This window comes from Herbaspirillum sp. NPDC087042, from assembly GCF_044745245.1.
Lineage (GTDB): Bacteria > Pseudomonadota > Gammaproteobacteria > Burkholderiales > Burkholderiaceae_D > Herbaspirillum.
This window is the reverse complement of the sequence record NZ_JBIUZW010000011.1, coordinates 1-4,508: the sequence shown is the minus strand read 5'-3', so window position 1 is coordinate 4,508 and position 4,508 is coordinate 1. Positions and strand designations below refer to the sequence as shown.

The window sequence follows — 4,508 nt, the reverse complement described above, 5'->3', positions numbered from 1 at the left end:
AGATGCAGACGGGTTGGAAGCGAATTCAAATTCAAAAGGAAGCGCGTTTGCAGCTTCCTTTTTTATTTTCTGCCTGCCATTTCCGGCTTTCAATTTCCCGTCTTGCCAAATTTCGTCGACCCCGGTTGTGGCTGGGGAGGGCTTTTTCTCGCCTGGTTCTGTTGTCGCTCAAGCGAGGCGGGAATTTTCGGCCTTGTCACTCGACTGTTTCGTGGGAGCATCAAAAAATGCTTTAAACTTGCGAACGAAATTTTTGTGAGTTTGTTCAACAAACTCTTAACCTTACGGAAGAATGAATTTTCCTATGGCGGCAGATGATCAATATTTCCTCGTGGTTGATGACTTTTCGACGATGCGTCGGATTGTCAGCGGCCTGTTGAAGGAACTTGAATACAGCAGGATCGTGGAGGCCGATGATGGCTCTTCCGCGTTGAAGGTGCTTGAGGCGGGTACCGTGCCGGTCACGTTCGTGTTGACCGACTGGAACATGCCGGTGATGGATGGGCTGGAGTTGCTCAAGAAGATCCGCGGCACGCCGTCGCTGGCGCACCTGCCCGTGCTGATGATTACCGCCGAGGCCAAGAAGGAGAATATCGTCATGGCAGCGCAGGCGGGCGCGGATGGCTATATCGTCAAGCCCTTCAATGCGGCTACGCTGAAGGAAAAGATCGAGAAGATCCTGGCGCGACGCGCCCACCTCGCGAAGTCCTGAGCGCGCCTGCGGGCGTCGCCAACATGATGAAACGGCATCCCGGGATGCCGTTTTTTTATGGGGTCAGATCTGGTCAGCAAGTGGTGCGGAGGGATCAGAGGCTGAAGTAGCGGATCACATTGCCGCGCGTCCAGGACTTGATTTCCTTGCCTTCCAGCAGGACGCGGTATTCTTCGTAGCGTTCGCCGTTTTCCTGCGCTACTGTCCGGCTCTGCAGCGTGTATTCGACGTTGTTGATGATCGTCTGGTGTTCTACGCTGTTCGTGGTCTCGGGCATGATGCTGTCCTCCTGAAAATCGGTTTGGATGCTAGCACGTGGTGCGACTGTTCAGGCTGTGTGTGCGGTGTAAAGCCGGTTTTTTGCTCTTGTAAATCATGTGCGCCGTCGAGGTTTGTGGCGCCGTGGCCTGGCTCCTGTTGCCGACGTTTTTCAGTGTCGTGCTGCCTGGGTGCCTGCGTCAAGTGGCTATAGGGGAGGGCGGCGGCGCGGGATGCGCGAACTTGTCGGGGCGGGTGAATTAATTTGCTATAATTGAAAACCATGTCGAGTACCCACCTGGCGAGCAGGTGGCGAATACGCGATTCAACTCCCAATTCTGTAAGAGCGAGAAAGGCAAACCGGTTATGACACCGCGAACTACCACCGAGGTTTTCACGCGACGCTAGTCGGGTTCTTTTTCGTCTCAAGAAAAAGCGCGGCTGGTCCGCGTTTTTTTTCGTCCATCTTTTTGATATCACCTTAACAGGCAAGGCAGCGCAGCTGCCCACATGGAGTGCAAAATGGTTTCAGTTCGTCTTCCCGATGGTTCCCAACGCCAGTTCGATGGTCCGGTGACGGTAGCGCAGGTCGCTGCCAATATCGGTACCGGCCTGGCCAAGGCCGCACTGGCTGGCCGTGTTGATGGCAAGCTGGTCGATACCTCCTTCCTGATTGCGCAGGATGCGGATCTGGCCATCATCACCGACAAGGATGCCGATGGCCTGGAAGTGATCCGTCACTCCACCGCCCACTTGCTGGCCTATGCCGTCAAGGAATTGTTCCCTGATGCCCAGGTCACCATCGGTCCGGTGATCGACAACGGCTTCTACTACGACTTCTCGTACAAGCGCCCCTTCACGCCCGAAGACCTGCAGGCCATCGAGAAGAAGATGGCCGAGCTGGTCAAGAAGGATGAGCCGGTCACCCGCAAGGTGTTGCCGCGCGACGAGGCGGTGGCCTACTTCAAGTCCATCGGCGAGGCCTACAAGGCCGAGATCATTGCTTCCATTCCGCAGAACGAGGATGTCTCGCTCTACACCGAGGGTAGCTTCACCGATCTGTGCCGTGGTCCGCACGTGCCGTCCACCGGCAAGCTGAAGGTGTTCAAGCTGATGAAGCTGGCCGGCGCCTACTGGCGTGGCGACTCCAATAACGAGATGCTGCAGCGTGTCTACGGTACCGCCTGGGCCAAGAAGGAAGATCAGGAAGCCTACCTGCACATGCTGGAAGAGGCCGAGAAGCGCGATCACCGCAAGCTGGGCCGCGCGCTGGACCTGTTCCACTTCCAGGACGAGGCGCCGGGCCTGATCTTCTGGCATCCCAAGGGCTGGACCATCTGGCAGCAGGTCGAGCAATACATGCGTCGTGTCTATCAGGACAATGGCTATCAGGAAGTGAAGGCGCCGCAGATCCTGGATCGTTCGCTGTGGGAGAAGACCGGTCACTGGGAAAACTATCGTGAAAACATGTTCACGACCGAGTCCGAGAACCGTGCCTACGCGCTCAAGCCGATGAACTGCCCGGGCCATATCCAGATCTTCAACTCCGGCCTGCACAGCTATCGCGACCTGCCGCTGCGCTACGGCGAATTCGGTCAATGCCACCGCAACGAGCCCTCCGGCGCGCTGCACGGCATGATGCGCGTGCGTGGCTTCACCCAGGATGATGGTCACATCTTCTGTACCGAAGATCAGGTGCAGGAAGAGGTTGCGGCCTTCAATCGCGTGGTGCGTGAAGTCTACGATTGCTTCGGTTTCAAGGAAGTCGCCGTGAAGCTGGCACTGCGTCCGGAAAAGCGCATCGGTGCCGAGGAAGTCTGGGACAAGGCGGAAAATGCCCTGCGTGAAGCCATCCGCGCCTCCGGTTCGGAGTGGGAAGAGCTGCCGGGCGAGGGTGCCTTCTATGGTCCCAAGATCGAATACCACCTGAAGGATTCGATCGGTCGTTCCTGGCAGTGTGGCACCATGCAGGTGGACTTCTCGATGCCGGCACGCCTGGGTGCGGAATATGTCACGGAAGACAACAATCGCAAGGTGCCGGTGATGTTGCACCGTGCCATCGTCGGTTCGCTGGAGCGTTTCATCGCCATCCTGATCGAAAACCACGCCGGTGCGATGCCGCTGTGGCTGGCGCCAACGCAAGTTGTCATCCTGAATATTTCCGATGCGCAAGCGGAATATGTGCAGAACGTTGCGCAAACGCTGAAAAAACAAGGGTTTAGGGTCGAGACCGATTTGCGCAACGAGAAGATTACCTATAAAATACGGCAGCATTCTATTCAGAAGCCGCCCTATATCTTGGTTGTCGGCGATAAAGAACGGGATGCCAACACTGTGGCCGTGCGTGCGCGGGGCAATGTCGATCTGGGCGTGATGTCCATCGACACCTTGGTGGAACGCCTCAAGGATGAGGTCAACACCAAAGCCTGACAGGAGGAAGCCGGAGGCTTCCTTCCCAGCGCAACCGCACGGCTTAATTTATTGGATTTTTCAAAGGAAACTGCAATAGCTACTGACAAGTCGCATCGCCTCAACCGCGAGATCACTGCGCCGGAAGTGCGCCTTTCGGGTGTCGACAATGAGCCGCTGGGCATTGTGAGCCTGGCCGAAGCCTTACGTCTCTCCGAAGAGGCTGAGGTCGACCTGGTCGAGATTGCGCCGACTGCGCAACCTCCCGTATGCCGCTTGATGGACTACGGCAAGTTCAAGTACCAGGAGCAGAAGAAGGCGCACGAGGCCAAGCTCAAGCAGAAGGTCATCCAGGTCAAGGAAGTCAAGTTCCGTCCTGGTACCGATGATGGCGATTACAACATCAAGCTGCGCAACCTGACCAAGTTCCTGGAAGACGGTGACAAGACCAAGATCACGCTGCGTTTCCGCGGTCGTGAAATGGCTCACCAGGAAATCGGCATGCGCGTGCTGGAACGCCTGAAGGCTGATCTGGAGCCGTATGGCCAGGTCGAGCAGTTTCCCAAGATGGAAGGTCGCCAGATGATCATGGTCCTGGCACCGAAGAAAAAGAAGTAAGAAGGAACGCAGTTAGCCGTATCGGGATGGCATCCGCGTGATGCCATCCGTACCACCGCAAGGCGGTACAGCGTAAGGCCGACAAAGGATTTGCCGAGTGCAGGCGACTGCATGGGGCAAAAGCAGCGGGTTCACCCGCTGTCAAATAAGTGAGAGCAGGCATCAAAGAGCAGCGAGTATTTGCGGCCACCTGCAATCATCAAAAAATGGAGCTGTCCGGAAGGACAGAGTTGCTATGCCTAAGATGAAATCGAAGAGCAGCGCGAAGAAACGTTTTCGCGTGCGCCCGGGCGGTACCGTCAAGCGCGGTCAAGCCTTCAAGCGTCACAGCCTGACCAAGACGACCACCAAGAACAAGCGTCAACGGCGCGGTACCGAGGGCGTCCATGAGACGAACCTGAATTCCGTTCGCGCGATGCTGCCGTTCGCTGAACCTCACCATACACTAAGGAGCTACTATGCCTAGAGTCAAACGTGGGGTAACAGCACGGGCCCGCCACAAGAAAGTCCT

At 56.7% G+C, this 4,508-nt stretch carries 6 protein-coding genes; 5 read left to right on the top strand and 1 reads right to left on the bottom strand.

All coding sequences use genetic code 11. The features are described from left to right. A partial coding sequence (locus ACIPHN_RS15530; protein ID WP_400437583.1) for a hypothetical protein occupies positions 1 to 259 on the top strand: 259 nt, incomplete at its 5' end. Between the two features lie 45 nt (positions 260 to 304). Then, a complete protein-coding gene (locus tag ACIPHN_RS15525; protein ID WP_400437582.1) occupies positions 305 to 712 on the top strand; it encodes a response regulator in 408 nt (135 codons plus the stop codon). Between the two features lie 94 nt (positions 713 to 806). Here the strand turns inward: ACIPHN_RS15525 and ACIPHN_RS15520 are convergent, their stop codons facing one another. After that, entirely contained in the window at positions 807 to 989 is a 183-nt protein-coding gene (locus tag ACIPHN_RS15520; protein ID WP_400437581.1) for a hypothetical protein, read from the bottom strand. A gap of 503 nt (positions 990 to 1,492) precedes the next feature. On the opposite strand from ACIPHN_RS15520, the gene thrS reads away from it, so the two are divergent. The 3 genes from thrS to rpmI all read left to right on the top strand — a co-directional run bounded on the left by thrS (position 1,493) and on the right by rpmI (position 4,463). Next, the gene (gene thrS / locus ACIPHN_RS15515; RefSeq protein WP_400437579.1) at positions 1,493 to 3,400 is read left to right on the top strand and encodes a threonine--tRNA ligase; all 1,908 of its coding nucleotides are present in this window, start codon (positions 1,493 to 1,495) and stop codon (positions 3,398 to 3,400) included. Positions 3,401 to 3,451: 51 nt separating this feature from the next. After that, positions 3,452 to 3,997 carry a translation initiation factor IF-3 gene (infC, locus tag ACIPHN_RS15510; protein WP_400437578.1) on the top strand — a complete coding sequence of 182 codons (546 nt, stop codon included), beginning with the start codon at positions 3,452 to 3,454 and terminating at the stop codon, positions 3,995 to 3,997. A 235-nt stretch (positions 3,998 to 4,232) separates the two neighbouring features. Continuing rightward, a complete protein-coding gene (rpmI, locus tag ACIPHN_RS15505) occupies positions 4,233 to 4,463 on the top strand; it encodes a 50S ribosomal protein L35 (protein WP_400437577.1) in 231 nt (76 codons plus the stop codon). The last annotated feature ends 45 nt before the right edge of the window (positions 4,464 to 4,508 follow it).